Genomic DNA, 16,432 nt, shown 5'->3' on the forward strand with positions numbered 1-16,432 from the left:
CAAATATCCGAAAGAGCAGGTTATGAGGATAGGTTGAATTTAATAAATTAGTAAATTGCGTCAAGATTTTACTTTGAATTCAATGCCCAATTCCCCATGCCCTATGCCCTATGCCCCATCCCTCCGCTTCGCTCCGCCCAATAACTAATATCGAATGTTTGCTTGTTTCATGCGCCGCAAAGCTTCTCCCAGTCGATCGCAATCTGCAATTAAACTAATTCTCACATAGCCTTCGCCGCCCGGCCCAAAAGCATTGCCAGGAGTGAGAACCACACCAGTTTGCTGCAAAACATTCAGGGCAAAATCAGTAGAACTCATGCCGCGAGTACAGGGAACCCACAGATACATTGCAGCCAGAGGTTTCGGAATATTCCACCCTAATTCTGCCAATCCTTCAACCATGAAATCACGGCGAGTCCTGTAACGATTTTGCACTTCTTGCAAGTAACTATCAGGCAATTGCAGTGCTGTTTCTGCTGCTGTTTGCAAGGCGGAAAATATACCGTAATCTAGGTTAGTTTTTAATGTCCGTAAACCTTGAATAATCTTGCTATTTCCTACTACAAAACCGACTCGCCAGCCGGCCATATTGTAAGTTTTGGACATGGTGTGAAATTCAACACCGATTTCTTTCCCGCCGGGAATTTCTAATAAACTTGTCGGTTGATAGCCGTCAAAGGCTAATTCCGCATAACACAAGTCATGAACCAGCAAGATTTGATGTTTGTGCGCGAAGGCTACAATATCTTTGAAAAATTCGCGGGGTGCAGTTGCTCCAGTCGGATTACTGGGATAATTGAAATAGAGTATTTTGGCTTGTTCGGCTACGCTATCGGGAATGTCGGCTAAGTCAATTACCCAGTCGTTTTCTGGTTTGAGGATGATGTTGTGAACTTTTGCGCCGGCAATAATCGGGCCGCGAAATAATACTGGATAAGCCGGACTCGGTACTAAGATTAAATCGCCGGGATTGATATACGCGATCGCAAAATGTGCTAAACCTTCTTTAGAACCCAACAAAGGCAATGCTTCGCTTTCTGGATCGAGTTCAACGTTGTAGCGGCGGCTGTACCATTTAGTAATAGTACGGCGGAAACTGGCAGTTCCTTCAAAGGGTGGATAGCCGTGATTTGCAGGATTTTGGATGGCTGCGACGGCGGCTTCTACTACTGGTTGAGGAGTGGCACCGTCGGGGTTTCCCATTCCTAAGTCTATTAAATCGAGTCCTTGTTCGCGGGCGCGGGCTTTGAGTTCGTCGAGACGGGCAAATACGTAGGGCGGTAGTTTTTGCAACCTGTCAGCAGGGGTAATCCAATCCAAGGTCATTTATTTTTTGTCAGTTGTCAGTTTTCCTGGTTTGTAGTAAGGACTTTCGTCCTTGCTAGCACAGCCTTTTCAGGACTTTAGTCCTTACTACAAACTGTTTTAATTCTTAATCTTTAATTCTCCCACAGGTGCGGTGGTAGAAACCATCGCTGCCATTAATTGTTGGGGAACAACTTTAAAAGGCAGTCGGTGGATGTCGGAATTGGGATTGCAGGCTATGTCAGCGGCGCGCTGCAATTCTGTGATGGTAATGTCTCCGAGTCCTAGGTTGTCTAAAGTTTGGGGTAATCCAATCTCGGCGTAGAATTTTAGCAGTTGCTGTCTGGCGCTAGCGGCGAGTTGATTGTTTTGCAGCATTTCTTCTAACCGCAGTTGTACTAAAATGCCGTAGGCGACTTTTTCGCCGTGCAATGTGCCGTGACTTGCTAATAGATGAGTTAGGCCATTGTGGACGGCGTGGGCGGCGACGGTGCGACATTGGGCTCCGCCGATGCCGCCAATTACTCCTGCTAGCAATACGGCTGCGTCTGTGACTTCTTGCCAGGTTTCGCTACCGGGTTCTTTGAGGGCGGCGGCTGATTTTTGAAATAAGATATCTCGCAGGATTCTAGCTTGTTGGACGGCGGCAATTATCATTGTCTGTTCGGAGTGTCCGCTGCTGACTGATGCTTCGTACCATTTGGCGATCGCATCTCCAATTCCTGCTACTAATGTCCGCTGTGGTGCGGTTTGAATTAAGCCGTAGTCGAGGATTAATAAGTCGGGACATCTGGCTAATGTGACATCGTATTGGAATGCACCTTGTTCTGAATAAATGTTTGAAAGGGCTGTCCAAGCGGCACAGGTGGCTGCTGATGTCGGTATTGTGACGATCGGGATTTTGCACTGATAGGCGACGAGTTTGGCTGCGTCTAAGGCTTTGCCACCACCAACTCCGATGATGAAATCGGCTTCATGGCTGGCGGCTGCTGCGCGGAGGGTTTCGAGGCTGGTTTCGCTGCAATCGTTGCCGTAGGCTGTTTGGGCGGATTGTAACTGCTGCTGTTCGAGGATTGGTTGCAGGTAGGGTTGGGCGGCGGCGAGGGAGTTGCTGCCACCGACGATTAGCGGCCGCTTTCCGAAACGGGCGATCGCATCTCCGGCTTGGGCGATCGCCGATCGACCCCGCAATACACAGGCGGGAGCAATTGTCAAGGAATAAATTGCAGTTGGGGTGGCGGTTTTGGTGCTTTGGGTTTGAGTCATCGAACCACTGGATAAGTGACGAGAAGGTTGACGCTTTGCAGGATTGCTGGATTTTCTAGGATAACTCTAATCTATGCGGAAATGGTAAGTTTTATAAAGTTTTTATTAAGTATTGTTGGGCTGTTGGGGGATGGGAGAACCCAGTTGAGGGGAGTTGGGGAGTTGGGGGCGATCGAATTATCATTAAAATTGAGGCTTAACGTACAACTCCCAGACTTGTTTCACTGCTGCTGCATCTGCTTGAGAAATTTGCCCGATTTTCGCTAGCAACAAAGACTTTTCCAAACAATCTAATCTAGACAAACGCACTGTTGAAGCAACGCGCAAACCGCTGACAGACCAATCATTAAGAAATACATCAGTTTGGCTACGGGGTTTGGCAGAGGTGACGGCGGCTGCTACAACATCCTCGCCATCCAACCATAGCAAAAGTATGGGGCGTGGTTTAGAGTCTGCGCCGTTTGTAAAAGGAATATTTGCTACCCAAAAATCACCAGGCTCAATAGTCGTCATAAAGTCCTTCGTCTTCGGGTGCGTAACCTTTCAAAAAAGCATCGTGACTGCGAGTAATAGCTGAGTCAATTAAATATTCTTCGCCATCGAGTGCCGAAAACTCGGTTAATTCAGGATATGTCAAAAAATCTTCGGCTGTAGCAGCTATATATGGTGCTAGTATTTTATGGCGTTCTGCGATCGGCAACCTAGCAATTTCTCTAAGTGATAGCTTGAGAGTAGGTGCGGTTGTTGACGAACTGTTAGACTCAGAACTTTCACTGGGTAACTGATTTTTATGTAACGCTTTTTGCACCAGGAATTGTGCAAAGTCGAGCAATTCTTGTTGTTTCTCAGTTGGCAACTGTCGCAAATTATCTAACAGTGCTTGCTCAAAATTAATGGTTTCTGACATTTCAATTACTTTCCCTAAGTGTTTATCAGTTTATTCCTCACGCAGTCAAGTTTTGTAGTTCCATATTGGCAAATCGACCATAATTTTTATCTTTCGCTCTTACTTCACCCATCACACCGCCAAATCTTGATACTGCCATCATTACTGCCACTAACCAGAGTGTTTCCATCCGGGCTAAAACAGACCGAATTAACCCTGGCTGAATGCCCTTTGAGAGTGAAAATTGTGTCTCCATTTTTTAGATTCCAAAGCTTGATAGTGTTGTCTCCACTACCACTAGCAATAATTTGTCCATCCGGGCTGATGACAACGGAAAAAACCGACTCTGAATGCCCTGTGAGAGTGCGAATTTCCTGTCCGGTTTTCCGATTCCATAGTTTGATAGTGTTGTCTCGACTAGCACTAGCAATAATTTGTCCATCCGAGCTGATGACAACGGAAAAAACCAACTGTGAATGCCCTGTGAGAGTGCGAATTTCCTGTCCGGTTTTTAGATGCCAAAGCTTGATAGTATTGTCATAACTGCCACTAACCAGAGTGTTGCCATCCGGGCTGATAGCGACAGAACAAACCGAGTATGAATGCCCTGTGAGAGTGCGAATTTCCTGCCCGTTTTTCAGATTCCACAGTTTGATAGTATTGTCTTGACTGCCACTAGCAAGAGTTTCTCCGTCTGGACTAAAAGCAAGAGACCGAATTAAAGATGAGTGACCCTTTATGGTTCTAAATTCTTGTCCAGTTTCCAGATTACGCAGCTTAATTTGTTTGTCATAACTGCCACTAGCTAAAATTGTTCCATTAGGGTTAATTGCAACGCAATAAACCGCGCCTGAATGCCCAGAAAAATTACCAATCAGCTCTCCTGTATGGAGATTGCAAAGTTTGCTGCAATTTCCACTGCTATTACTAGCAAAAGTCTTGCCATCTGGACTAATAACTACGCAATCAACAGATGGCATACCTACGCCATTAAGAGTTTTGACACATTTGAAGGAGTGAGCTTTTCTAATGATTTTTTCTTCTATTTGGTGTTGGCGTTGGGCTTCAGCTTTCGCACCCTTTTGAGATTTACGTTCAGCCTCTACTTGCTCCATCAGCTTTTTCAACTCCTGTTCATACTGTTCTCCCTGTCGCCGCTGAATATCCTGAAGAATATCAAAATAAGGTTTCACCCATTCTTCTGCCAACCCATCTTCAGCCAATTCATCCTTTAAATTAAACAACTGAGGTTCATAGCCAGGGTCAATATTCAGATAATACAAATCTGCTAAAAATCCCGCCAGTAACTTGTGAATCGCCACAATCAACTGCCGAATAATGCGGAGGGCTTTTGTCTCACTTACCCCAGATGCTAAAAGTGCATCTTTTGCCTCTTCCCAGTCAAAAACTTTGGTAGAAAACAGGGAGACTTCCTGATTATTCAGGAATCCCCAAAAGCCGACGCGAAAAGTTACCGCATAATCGCTGATATCGCTATATAAAATTGTAGTCGGAACCGGAGATAAAATTCGCTGCAAGCGTTCCACATCAATATCACCAATCGACTCAGTGAAATAGTCGCTATAAAACTTAACTGGGCGTAAGACATCCTGTTGAGGATAATGCTGTCTGAGAAAATCTCCGACACTTCTCATCTCAATTGGCAAATCTTCACAGAAGGTTTCCGGGCATCGCTTGCTAATTTTGGGCGGTGATAGTAAGATTAAGAGGCGGTGTTGCTGCTGGAGTAAAATCTGCTTAGTTTCCTCTCGATTCAACTTAGAAAACCAAGTATCTTTATCCCAAATCGTTTGAATTTCAGCCAGCTTGACCTGAATATCCTTTGCTTGCAATTCCCGCATCAAATCCCGCTGCAAGGCTGCCAGCTTCAGTCTGTCTCGCTGTTCCTGTTCCTGCAACTCAAGGCGGCGTGCAGTTTGTGCTACTGTTAGCTTTAACAATTCCCGGTCTCTGGTATCTTTCGCTTTCGCGTATTCCAGCATTTCTTGAGAATAACGCTGTTTTGCTCGCTCTATCTCAGTCGAATCCGATGAATTATTGGGAGGGGGAATCAGGATATCTCGGTACTTTTGAGAGTTATTGCCGAAGGCTTCTCCTAGTTTATAGCCAATATTTCTGGCGATGGGTGAGAGGACTTCTGAGATGTAGGGAGCGATAGCGAGGATTGCATTTGCGAACATAATTGTGGGTGAGGATGCGGTTATTAATAGTGTAGCAACTGGTTGGAATGAAAAAGCCAACTACAAGCGCGTTAATATTGCAAAAGGTCTACGATCCAACGCTGACTAACCATCGCCTTGAACCTCAATAGTATAACTGTAGCCCTGTTCAGTCAGAAACAGTTGGCGGTGTCGCGCAAAATCCTCCTCGCAAGTTTGTAGCGATACTAATGTATAAAAATTCGCAGTATGTCCATCGGATTTTGGGCGGAGAATTCGTCCGAGGCGCTGCGCTTCTTCTTGGCGAGAACCATATTTTCCTGATACTTGAATCAACACATCGGCATCGGGTAAATCGACGGCAAAATTGCCCACGCGAGATAGAATTAATCCGGGAATCTCTTTGTGACGGAATGCTTCGTAAAGCCGATCGCGCTCAACCTGTTTTGTCTTCCCCGTAATCAGCGGTAATTGGGTAACTAGGGCGATCGCATCCAACTGTTCTAGAAACTCACCAATAATTAAAATACGATGCCCCGCCTCCTTTTGCAACAAACTTTGCACCACATCCAACTTACCCGGATTTTCCGCAGCAATCCGAAACTGACTGCGGCGGGGCGCTAGGGCATATTCCATTTTTTCCGCCTCATTTTGAGCGACGCGGATTTCGGTACAATTGGCTGTAGCAATAAATCCCTGTCCTTCCAATTCCCGCCAAGGTACGTCATAGCGCTTGGGGCCAATTAGCGTAAAAACATCGCCTTCCTTCCCGTCTTCGCGAATCAATGTCGCCGTCAAACCTAACCTGCGTCGCGCTTGTAAGTCGGCGGTAATCCGAAATATCGGTGCGGGTAATAGATGAACTTCATCATAAATAATCAGTCCCCAGGATTGCGCGTTAAATAACTCGAAATGCGGGAATTCATCATCTTTAGTCGATCGATAACTGAGCATTTGGTAAGTCGAGAGAGTTACAGAAGCCGTTTTTTTGCTGTTGCTGCTGTACTCGGCGATCGCATCTTCAGTTAAACTCGTTTTGTCTAATATTTCCCTGCGCCACTGGTGCACAGAAGTCAAACTGCTGGTGAGAATCAATGTTTTTTGCTGCACCAAACTCATCGCAATCATCCCCACAATCGTCTTACCAGCGCCGCAGGGTAGCACGATCGTACCGCTGCCACCTCTAACCTCTCCTCCTTGATAGAATGCTTCTACTGCTTCTTTTTGATAGGCACGCAAATTAAAGGGTAAATCGCTTCCTAAAGTGCGATCGCGCAACGCAATTGCTAACTCGGCACCTTCGACATATCCAGCTAAATCTTCCGCCGGATAACCCACAGCTAGCAAAGCTTGTTTGAGTACACCGCGATTCCCCGCATCGACTTGAAAGCAAAGATCCGAAATCCGCTTACCTAACAGCGGTTTCACGCGCTCATCCCGCACTAGCAACTCTGTCAGCGGGCGATCGGCAATCCGCAGTTGTAAATCGGGATTTTCCGCATCAATCCTTTCAATTACCGTCAATCCGTAGCGCGTACCAAGCAGTTGGATTTCCTGCGCTACCGACTCAGGAATGTCATATTTGGCATACTTTCGCAAAGCTGCGATCATCAATTCCACTAACATTCCCGCCGCCCGCGCATTCCACACGCTTAAGGGCGTGATCCGATAGGTGTGGATGTGTTCGGGACTTTTGATTAATTCGGCAAAGGGTGCGATCGCTTCTCGTGCCTTTTGTGCTGTTGGGGCGTGAACTTCTAGTAAAATTGAGCGATCGCTCTGTACGATTAAAGCATTTTCAGCAACATAACTCATAATTGACAGTTGACAGTTGACAGTTGACAGTTGACAGTTGACAGTTGACAGTTGGCAGTTGACAGTTGGCAGTTGATAGTTGATAGTTGGTATTTGATAGTTGGCAGTTGATAGTTGATAGTTGACAGTTGGCAGTTGATAGTTGATGGAAGGAAGAGGGAAGAGGGAAGAAGGAAGAGAAATGTTTGGTTTATTTGCTCCAGTCTATGTCAAAGGTGCGTCGCGATCGAGATTGTCGATCTTTTTAGGGATTTATCGCCCGCGACGCACCCTACAAATACTTAACAAGGGGGGGACAAAATTCTTCTCAAAGTCCCCCTTCTTAAGGGGGATTTAGGGGGATCTGGACTCAGCTATAAACAAAAGATACAAAGGTTTTCGGGCGATTGTTGACACTAATATAGCAGTTCTCAGAAAGATGAGGATAGCCTCATGCCCTATGCCCTATGCCCTATGCCCTATGCCCTTCGCGTACCTCACCTTTTTGAGAAAGGCTATAATATCAGGTGTATTATTTATCACTCTGGGGTAAAACATAGCCCATTTGCCGCAGGGCGGTGCGAAATTTAGTTTCCTGACCCAATGGAACGGCTAAAGTGCGATCGCCCGCCAACTGACAGAACTTTTTAGTACGGGAATCATTCGCAATCAGCAATGCTAAATGGGCGGTAGTACATTCGATCAACCTGACACTACCTATATCTTGCACGCTATTCGATCGCTCTGTAACATCCGTTAGAAATTGCTGCACAGTTTGCGGTAGCGGTTCAATACTTCTGGCGTCCAAAAACTCTGTAAACTCTGCTAATGGATATCCATTTTCAATAGCTGCGAAGATTTTTGGGCGATCGAGTCGCCACACAACATCCGACACCTTTTTAGTATAGATATCCAGGACGATCGCATCAGATGTCTCGACACCATCTCCCGCCGCAATAATTTCTAGATTCGGCAATACCCTGAGCGTTTGACGAACCTCAATTACTGGCGGAGTATACTGATCCGTCAAGCCCAAACAATAAGCCCCCAAACTCGTCAAGCGAAAATATACCAAGCCATCATAACGACTCAGGAATTCCATATAGTCGGTTCCCCAAAGATAGTCATAATCACTTGGTATGAGGAACGGATCGACATATGCAACATCAATTATGCCCAAAGTAGCAGCATACTCAAACAAAAAACAGCGCATATATCGTTCTTCCAGAATCGGCCAACTATGGCCATCCAATTCTGATAAGCTTCCATACCCAGCTTCACCAATATATAAACAGTAGGGTTCCTCAGTAACATCAAAGCTATGGCCCGTTGCGACTAGATATTTACTAAAGTCATGAAATAAAATCCACTTACCCACAGGACATTCTGCGAGTACAGAGACGATCGCATCTCTGCGCCACGCCACATCTGTCATGCCATTTGCACCCCTGCCAGTTTGTCCTTTGATCGCATCAATGCGGCGAAATTCATCAAAGATTTTTGTCTTTAACCAGCGCTTCCATGCTGTCTGTAAACCTTTGGCGGGTGATTCTTGTAAAGCTTTCTGTCCCGCTTTCGTCAAAACTAGCTTTTTGCCCGATCGTTCGGCGAACTTGCTCCCTTGCGCTATCATTATCCAAGCAAAGGGCTTGATGCTACCGAGTTCAGCGAATACTTCATCATCATAGTCGCTATCCTTGGCTAGGGTAATTTGACGCTGTTCCTCATTATAAAAATCACCGCCTTGCAATATAGAGGCGATCGCTTTTACACTTCCAGCACTAGGTAAAGCAGTTTTCTCGCTAACAGTAACTTTTCCCGACTGAATTAAACGCAAAACAGCCGCTAAATCCTTTGTAGCTGTCAACTGTGTTTCACAAGAAGTCAAGGGAATATCGTATTCTTCTATATCTTTTTCCCTTGTACTGTAGTTATATCTTTGGACGCTGAGTTTAACATGATTTTTTACTGTTTCACCACTCTGATCCAAGGTCGCTTTTTTGGGCTTTGGCACGAATTTCAGCAATATTTCTTGTAGGTCGTAAGGAATCTGGTTGCCATAAATAAACAAGCATAACAGTGATGGTTCTCTGTTAGTTCCATAGCGATCGATTGTTCCAAAATTTGCTGATTCTCCATATTTCGCCCTAAATATATCAGGAAAGTAATAACCATCCTCCCCATGTATAACTTCAGCTACAGCCGCTTTTTGGAGGTCGTCTAATTTCGCCCACACTATCCGAAGGTGATCTCCCAGCAATTGCGATCTAATTCCATCAACAAGATCCGCTTTACGGGTTAATTTACGAGGATCGGGTAATAATGCTTTGAGCTTTTTTAAATCTTCAACAATTATTCCTTCTAGTGCCTGTTGGAGGCTGATAACGTTATCTATGCTTGGGTAACGCGACATAATGTTTGATAGTGCGCCCGCTTCAAAATTGTTTTGGCAACCCAAATATAACAACTTTACGGGATGCGGAACTTGAACTTTTGTTACAAAATCAAGAAATTTGGTTCAACAGTTACGGTACGATGAACCGGAACCGTACATAGGTTATTTGTTTTGATTTTTAAGCTCATATTTCCCACCCTAAAATTACCGGGTTCAATAGTCGTCATCAAGTCCTTCTTGAGTTTCTCACATCTTTGCTTTTAATCGTTGGAATTTTGCTGCTTTCTTCTGCCAAACAAACCCGACATACTTAAACCTGTCACCAGCAAGCCAAGCATTCCCAATCCATTTAAAATCGGGTAAATTGCTTGCAGGTGAAAAATTTCACCTGTATGAATTTTCAACAATAATCTTGATGAAATTCCTGTGTTAATCGGCCACTCCCTGCCCATCGTTGCTGCCATTCCAGTCAATACCGTGAGGGTAATTGGTAAAAAAACAATTGTGGCTAGAATGCGGTGGTACTTGCGAAATGCTTTTTTCATAACGGTTGAAAACTTAGAAATACTCAACTTATATATAGCGGTTCTCAAAAAGTGAGGTATGCCATATGCCCTATGCCTATGCCCTATCCCCTATCCCGGATAGTACCTCACATGAGAGATTGAAAGGCTAGAATGATGGAGCATTGAGTGTTTGTTTCTGAGCAATTACGGCGAACGCCGCACTAGAAACAAACACTCAAATTAGCATTTAAATCTAGGACTTAGGAATGCTAGCGATGGTCTTTTCTAGCGACTGCAATTGAGCCAGCACTAGGTCTTTGCTGGGCTGAGCTTTTTTGAGTTCGTCTGTTACTTTTTCTGTAGTTTGTTCAACGGTATCGTAGCTTTTAGGTTCCTTAGCTTTGATGCCATCTTCGACTTTCTTCCAGGAAGTCTCAAACTTGTCAAATTCGGTTTTAGCTTTAACGAAATCACCAGTGTCAACTGCTGCTTTGGTATTAGTAACTACACTCATTAACTCTGGATAGTTAGCAGTAGATGCTGGTTTCTCAGATGTGGTGACAGTGGTAGTCGTAGAAGTAACCGGTGGAGGTGAGGTTGGCGGAGTGGATGCTTCTTGCTTCTCGCCGCAACCAGCCAAAGCTACAAGGGTGACGGCACTGAGGACAAGGATTTGATTGAAACGAGCCATGAAAACTCCTAAAAAATTAATACTACAATCTATTTTGTCACAAAAACCGCAGATCGATCGCTAAAACCATCTGCAATTTCTGCAATTAATCGCAGTTAGCAGCCAGCCCAAGAGGATCGTGCTCCTAGCGCTGTCATTTTCGAGACGGGGTGGGGGTTACAGAAACCGAGTTTCGGGAATTTAGGTAATGCGATACCTGACAGGATTTAACAACCTTAAGGAAACATCGAAATATTAGTGTATCGAAACTGATAAAGTGTAACTTGCACCCCCTCGTTCTGTACCGACGACTATCTGATATTTTCCCGTCTGGGGCAATTCTCCCGACCAGCTTCTTTTTTCTTCAGCTAAGGGGTTTGTATTTGGATCGATCACCTTAAAAACAGCATTTCCTTCTACTGATTGGATCTCTAGATTCATTCTTTGACCTTGTTTGGCCCTAATCAAATAAATCATGACTTCGCCCCGGGCTACTCCTCCTTTTACTTCGCCTGAACTAGCACCTCTTTTAAACTTAATTTGCTGCTGTCGCTGAGCCATTAAAATCGCCGATTGTTCCGGGATTGCTGTGGAGGGGACAATGCTGGAGATAGCGTTTACTGAAGCCGGAAAAATTGCAGAGGCACTTAAGCCGATCATTAAAACATTTAGCTGTTTGAAAGTTTTTGCTGGTTTGTTCATGGGAGTTTCACTCTTAGCGTGATATCAATTCCGGTTGCACTCATACATGATGTTAACAGTCAACAGTGAATGTACTATTCTGATGAAGAGAGGATTTGATATGAAATGATTCATTTGTACAATTATAGCTAAACATTTTTGTCGGCGCGCGATCGCCCTTGCAGAACAATTTTAGCTTTTTGTAAACTGCCCTTTCGCCCTCGCCCTCCCCCCAGACTTGATTTGAGATTCTAGATTGGAGATTCAACCCTAGGATGTGAGATAATTTTGGGCGATCGCAACTATCGGTTTGAGATTTGAGATTGAACACTAGGATGTGGGATAATTTTGGGCGATCGCAACTTACGCTACTGTACAGTCGCCAGCGGGTGCGGTAAAGTAAAAACACCCAGAACACGCTGTTACAAAAAAATTGTACACTTCCTAATTATCACAAACCAAACGATATGACGCAACAGCCAACCATTACGTACCGCACCGAAAGCGACTCGATGGGAGACAAACAAATCCCATCTACCGTTTACTACGGCATTCAAACTCTGCGCGCCGTTGAAAATTTTCCAATTAGCGGTATCAAACCTTTATCAACTTACGTCGATGCTTGCGTTTTAATTAAAAAAGCTGCGGCGATCGCCAACGGTAAACTCGGCTGCATTCCTGAAGATATCAGCCAAGCACTGATCCAAGCTGCTGATGAAGTTTTAGCCGGAAATTTGCGCGATCAATTTGTAGTTGATGTCTACCAAGCAGGCGCGGGAACTTCTCACCACATGAACGTTAATGAAGTTCTTTCCAATCGCGCTTTGGAAATTATGGGCGATGAAAAAGGCAACTACAAGCGCGTCAGTCCCAACGATCATGTAAACTACGGTCAATCAACCAATGATGTGATTCCGACGGCGATTCGGATCGGCGGATTGTTGGCCTTAGAAAAAACTCTATTTCCGGCTTTGTCTGAGGCCATAGTCGCCCTTGAAAATAAAGCAGAAGAATTCAAAAATATTGTTAAATCTGGCCGCACTCATATGCAAGATGCTGTGCCGGTTCGACTCGGCGACACCTTCGGCGCTTGGGCGCAAATTCTCAGAGAACATACCTTGAGAATTGACAGGGCATCCGATGATTTAACTTCCCTGGGATTGGGGGGAAGCGCGGCTGGAACAGGCTTAAATACTCACCCTGAATACTGTCAAAAAGTTGCTGAAATTCTCTCAGAATTAATCGATCGCCCCCTGAAACCAGCAAGACATTTAATGGCAGCTATGCAGAGTATGGCACCGTTTGTAAATGTGTCTGGCGCGCTGCGAAATCTGGCTCAGGATTGTGTTAAAATGTCCCACGACTTGCGTTTGATGGACTCTGGGCCGAAAACGGGTTTCAAGGAAATTCAACTGCCTCCGGTGCAACCTGGTTCGTCAATTATGCCGGGAAAATACAATCCTGTGATGGCAGAAATGACTTCGATGGTGTGTTTTCAAGTTATGGGTTACGATAGCGCGATCGCCCTTGCAGCCCAAGCGGGACAATTAGAATTGAACGTGATGATGCCCTTAATCGCCTACAATTTGATTCACAGCATCGAAATTTTGGGCAATACCATCAGCGCGCTGAGCACAAAATGCCTCGAAAAAATTGAAGCAAAGGGCGATCGGTGTCTCGCTTACGCAGAAGGCAGTCTCGCCCTCGTTACCGCCCTCAACACTCATATCGGCTATCTCAATGCCGCCGCCGTCGCCAAAGAATCTCTCGAAACCGGCAAATCTTTGCGGCAAATTGTCCTAGAACGCGGTTTAATGAGTGAAGAAGACTTGGCAAAAGTTCTAGATTTAGAGAAAATGAGTGCGATGCCAACATCATCTGCTAATGCTTAGCCACAAGATGGCAGTATTCTTTCAGAGTCTCAAGTTTAGGAGCAAAATTTATGCGCGCAGGTTCCTTTGGCCAATTAACTCAAGATAAAGAGAACACAACTCAAGTGACATTTCATTATGTCGAAGGTCACACGGAAACCTTTACAATTCCTATCCCGGCATCAGAATTTCAAGAGGAAGTGCTGCAGTTGTTAAATCAACCTTGGTTGACTTTTCATTTAGTCGATCAAACGGTTTTTATCTGCACTGCCCGGTTGATAAAAGTAGAAATTAAACCTGCTATCCCGGAACTTCAGGGCCAAGGAATTTTCTCTAATTCTATGCGAGTTAGTACGATGCAGCGGGCTGCTTCTGGCAGATTGCCGATGAATACTTAAACTTGGTTGGCGGTAATGGGTAATTGGTAAGTTGTTTTGCATTTAAGTTGGATGTTGGGAACGGCCTCCAAAAGTGCCGACTCCACAATATTTTTATTGATTTTTGATGCACAATTTAAACGTAGAACAGCTTAATGGGTAATTGGTAATTGGTAATTGGTAATTGGTAATCACGAAGCGAAAACATATCAATAATCCATTCCTCCTCCCAATTTCCAATGCCCAATGCCCAATGCCCAATGCCCAATGCCCAATGCCCAATTCCCAATTCCCCCCATTACCCATTATGTCTGCTGTTAGTTTAATTAAGGCCAATTCATACGATCGCCAAATCCTGCAAACATCTGTAGAAAATTTGCTCGCACCCCTGGGCGGAATGTCGGCTTTTGTCAAATCGGGCGATCGGGTTTTACTCAAACCCAATCTCCTCACCGGTTCTCGCCCCACCAAAGAATGCGTCACCCGGCCGGAATTGGTTTACTGCGTGGCGAAAATTGTCATAGAAGCTGGCGGAAAACCGTTTTTAGGTGACAGTCCGGCTTTTGGCAGCGCGATGGGCGTAGCCAAAGCCAACGGTTATTTGCCGCTGTTAGAAGAACTGAATGTGCCAGTAGTTGAGTTTCAAGGAAAACGCTACGAAACTGTCAGCGAAGATTTCAATCATCTGCGAATCTGCAAAGAAGCAATGGAAGCGGATGTAGTGATTAATTTGCCCAAACTCAAATCTCACGTACAATTAACCGTGACAATGGGCGTGAAAAATTTGTTCGGCTGCGTCCCCGGCAAAATGAAGGCTTGGTGGCACATGGAAGCTGGCAAAGATAGCGCCAGATTCGGTCAAATGCTGGTAGAAACAGCCAGGGCAATTAACCCAAATTTGACAATTTTGGATGGAATTATCGGTCACGAAGGTAACGGGCCAAGCGGTGGCGAACCTAAGTTTTTGGGGATTTTGGGCGCGTCGAGTGATGTGTTTGCGCTGGACAGAACTTTAGTGGAAATCATTAATGTCGATCCGGCGCTGGTTCCGACTGTAGCTGCGGCGATGAGATTGGGACTTTGCTCGAATTTAGAGGATCTCGATTTTCCGCTGTCGCACCCGGAAACTCTCAAGGTTTTGGATTGGAAGTTGCCAGAAAGCATGATCCCGATCGACTTTGGTATGCCTCGCGTGATTAAGTCAGCGTTCAAACACCTTTATATCCGCTTCATTAAAGAACAGTTCAGCCCCAACACTTCGCACTAGCAAACAGAGAAAGCGCGGTAAGGTGCGCTGGGGGCGCACCCACAGAAAGTCTGGTGCCGTCCACTCTACATATCGCAGTGCGATCGCCAGATAAGGTATCAATCCCCCAATCCCCCAATCCCCCAATCCCCCAATCCCCCAATCCCCCAATCCCCCAATCTAAAATCGACTGACTCTTCACCTTTTTGAGACAGACTATAAGTCAGTCCTACCTTTTTATTGTTTGTTTAATTGTGAACAAATGCAACGTTATTAAAAATAATGTGAATGCTATTGGTGTTACAGAAATTTATATAAATCTTTCATAAAGTTGTGGAATCAATCTTGATTTTTTAAATGATTGGTCTCGTTGCCTTCTAGAATGGCGATTCCCTACCCTTCACCGAACCCCTATCACGCACTTCTAGCGTTCAACACTTGTGTCAAATTCTATCGGTAAGACGGAAATTACGCACTATATATATAGGGCTGACAAGAATTTATGGCATCTGTCCTGTATTATTGCTAAGTCAGAGCTAACTTCAACCTAATTATGTAGCCTCCGGCTGAAGCACCTCACGGTGTTAGAATAACGTGTAAAACCATTTTTTGCCTTTTGGACTATAAGTTGAAGGCTCTGATAAATCTACGACAGAAGTATAAATATCTAATGTCGCAGTTAGTTTGACAAAAATCAAGCCTAAAACAGCAATAACTTGTTACTTAAGTGGTTAATTGTAAAACTTTGATAAAGTTAGCAAAAACCTCTTGACAGTTATAAGTAATTTCTCGGATAATAGATTCACATAAAGACGGGCTCGGTTTGAAGTTGAAATATCAAATTCGGTTCTGATAAACCTTTTGACTGGTGTGACGTTCCAGAAACATTAAACATATCCAATAATTCTTGTAGACCTGGTATCCGGCCTGCTGTTTACAGTTTTTTTAGGATCCGCCTATTGTTAATGACACGGACAACGGACGGCCAGAACGCAATAGATCGATCGAACTAGATTTGAAATCAGTCACCCCAGCAATCCAAAGTGATAAGAAGTATCATATTGCTTCTTTACGTTACTTTCCCATGCGCTGTTATGACTGTCTGTTATATTTCGAGGCAACAGCCCATCGAGTCTTTAGTGAATTTATCAGTACGTAGAATTAGCTTTTTTAGGAATTAAGTTGAGGCTCCTAAAGCTGAGAGATATCAATCCGCTATCTTAAGAACTTTCAACTTCAATAACAGCAAGGCAGG

The 16,432-nt window shown here is 44.6% G+C and carries 15 protein-coding genes; 4 read left to right on the forward strand and 11 right to left on the reverse strand.

Translation table 11 applies throughout. The features are described 5' to 3' along the window. Positions 1-144: 144 nt before the first annotated feature. The 6 genes from QUB13_RS13795 to QUB13_RS13820 form a co-directional block, all read right to left on the reverse strand. Positions 145-1,326: an aspartate aminotransferase gene (locus tag QUB13_RS13795; RefSeq protein ID WP_333381629.1), complete on the reverse strand. Its 1,182-nt coding sequence runs from the start codon at positions 1,324-1,326 to the stop codon at positions 145-147. A gap of 99 nt (positions 1,327-1,425) precedes the next feature. Next, positions 1,426-2,571, reverse strand: a complete 1,146-nt coding sequence (locus tag QUB13_RS13800; RefSeq protein WP_333381632.1) for an iron-containing alcohol dehydrogenase family protein — start codon at positions 2,569-2,571, stop codon at positions 1,426-1,428. A 183-nt stretch (positions 2,572-2,754) separates the two neighbouring features. After that, complete coding sequence (locus QUB13_RS13805; protein ID WP_333381635.1) at positions 2,755-3,084, reverse strand: type II toxin-antitoxin system PemK/MazF family toxin; 330 nt, start codon at positions 3,082-3,084, stop codon at positions 2,755-2,757. Then, a complete protein-coding gene (locus QUB13_RS13810) occupies positions 3,071-3,478 on the reverse strand; it encodes a DUF2281 domain-containing protein (RefSeq protein WP_333381638.1) in 408 nt (135 codons plus the stop codon). The genes QUB13_RS13805 and QUB13_RS13810 overlap by 14 nt, the downstream gene beginning before the upstream one ends. A 104-nt stretch (positions 3,479-3,582) precedes the next feature. Then, the gene (locus QUB13_RS13815; RefSeq protein ID WP_333381641.1) at positions 3,583-5,658 is read right to left on the reverse strand and encodes a serine/threonine protein kinase; all 2,076 of its coding nucleotides are present in this window, start codon (positions 5,656-5,658) and stop codon (positions 3,583-3,585) included. 105 nt (positions 5,659-5,763) lie between these two features. Further along, a complete protein-coding gene (locus QUB13_RS13820) occupies positions 5,764-7,452 on the reverse strand; it encodes a DNA repair helicase XPB (RefSeq protein ID WP_333381644.1) in 1,689 nt (562 codons plus the stop codon). A 114-nt stretch (positions 7,453-7,566) separates the two neighbouring features. Between QUB13_RS13820 and QUB13_RS13825 the strand changes: the two genes are divergently transcribed. Beyond that, entirely contained in the window at positions 7,567-7,737 is a 171-nt protein-coding gene (locus QUB13_RS13825; protein ID WP_194011801.1) for a hypothetical protein, read from the forward strand. Between the two features lie 226 nt (positions 7,738-7,963). Here the strand turns inward: QUB13_RS13825 and QUB13_RS13830 are convergent, their stop codons facing one another. The 4 genes from QUB13_RS13830 to QUB13_RS13845 all read right to left on the reverse strand — a co-directional run bounded on the left by QUB13_RS13830 (position 7,964) and on the right by QUB13_RS13845 (position 11,704). Beyond that, entirely contained in the window at positions 7,964-9,844 is a 1,881-nt protein-coding gene (locus QUB13_RS13830) for a hypothetical protein (protein WP_333381647.1), read from the reverse strand. Between the two features lie 242 nt (positions 9,845-10,086). Next, a complete protein-coding gene (locus tag QUB13_RS13835) occupies positions 10,087-10,371 on the reverse strand; it encodes a peptidase (RefSeq protein WP_333381650.1) in 285 nt (94 codons plus the stop codon). Between the two features lie 214 nt (positions 10,372-10,585). Next, positions 10,586-11,023, reverse strand: coding sequence for a hypothetical protein (locus QUB13_RS13840; protein WP_333381652.1), 438 nt, complete (start codon positions 11,021-11,023; stop codon positions 10,586-10,588). Between the two features lie 234 nt (positions 11,024-11,257). After that, the gene (locus QUB13_RS13845) at positions 11,258-11,704 is read right to left on the reverse strand and encodes a hypothetical protein (protein WP_333381655.1); all 447 of its coding nucleotides are present in this window, start codon (positions 11,702-11,704) and stop codon (positions 11,258-11,260) included. A 446-nt stretch (positions 11,705-12,150) separates the two neighbouring features. On the opposite strand from QUB13_RS13845, the gene QUB13_RS13850 reads away from it, so the two are divergent. From QUB13_RS13850 to QUB13_RS13860, 3 genes are all read left to right on the forward strand, one after another. After that, positions 12,151-13,575 (forward strand): aspartate ammonia-lyase, encoded by a 1,425-nt coding sequence (locus QUB13_RS13850; RefSeq protein ID WP_333381659.1) that lies wholly within the window; start codon positions 12,151-12,153, stop codon positions 13,573-13,575. A 50-nt stretch (positions 13,576-13,625) separates the two neighbouring features. Next, complete coding sequence (locus tag QUB13_RS13855) at positions 13,626-13,952, forward strand: hypothetical protein (RefSeq protein ID WP_194011807.1); 327 nt, start codon at positions 13,626-13,628, stop codon at positions 13,950-13,952. A gap of 286 nt (positions 13,953-14,238) precedes the next feature. Beyond that, entirely contained in the window at positions 14,239-15,198 is a 960-nt protein-coding gene (locus tag QUB13_RS13860; protein WP_333381820.1) for a DUF362 domain-containing protein, read from the forward strand. On the opposite strand, the gene QUB13_RS13865 is transcribed toward QUB13_RS13860, so the two are convergent. Beyond that, positions 15,176-15,379 (reverse strand): hypothetical protein, encoded by a 204-nt coding sequence (locus QUB13_RS13865; RefSeq protein ID WP_333381661.1) that lies wholly within the window; start codon positions 15,377-15,379, stop codon positions 15,176-15,178. The genes QUB13_RS13860 and QUB13_RS13865 overlap by 23 nt on opposite strands. Positions 15,380-16,432 lie beyond the last annotated feature (1,053 nt).

It is taken from the genome of Microcoleus sp. B4-D4, assembly GCF_036705185.1.
Classification (GTDB): Bacteria; Cyanobacteriota; Cyanobacteriia; order Cyanobacteriales; family Microcoleaceae; genus Microcoleus.